The sequence below is a fragment of the Elizabethkingia argenteiflava genome (genome assembly GCF_009904105.1).
GTDB classification, from domain to species: domain Bacteria; phylum Bacteroidota; class Bacteroidia; order Flavobacteriales; family Weeksellaceae; genus Elizabethkingia; species Elizabethkingia argenteiflava.
On record NZ_JAAABJ010000112.1, the window covers coordinates 1 to 202 of the forward strand.

General features: G+C 37.1%; 1 pseudogene. It reads left to right on the forward strand.

Annotation, left to right across the window (positions count from 1 at the left end):
* A pseudogene (locus GNY06_RS00630) lies at window positions 1-202 on the forward strand (IS481 family transposase); the annotation flags it as partial.

The window sequence follows — 202 nt, forward strand, 5'->3', positions numbered from 1 at the left end:
GAAAGCCAGTATTAAAGAATCGTGTAGATGAAGTTATTGAAAAGGCTGTTGTTGATATAGCCATTGAGAACCCTACTTTGGGGCAGCTTAGAGTAAGTAATGAACTTAAAAAGCAAGGTTTCATTGTATCACCAGGTGGAGTCAGCAGTATTTGGTTAAGACACGATCTACATAGGTTTAAACTAAGATTAAAAGCCCTAGA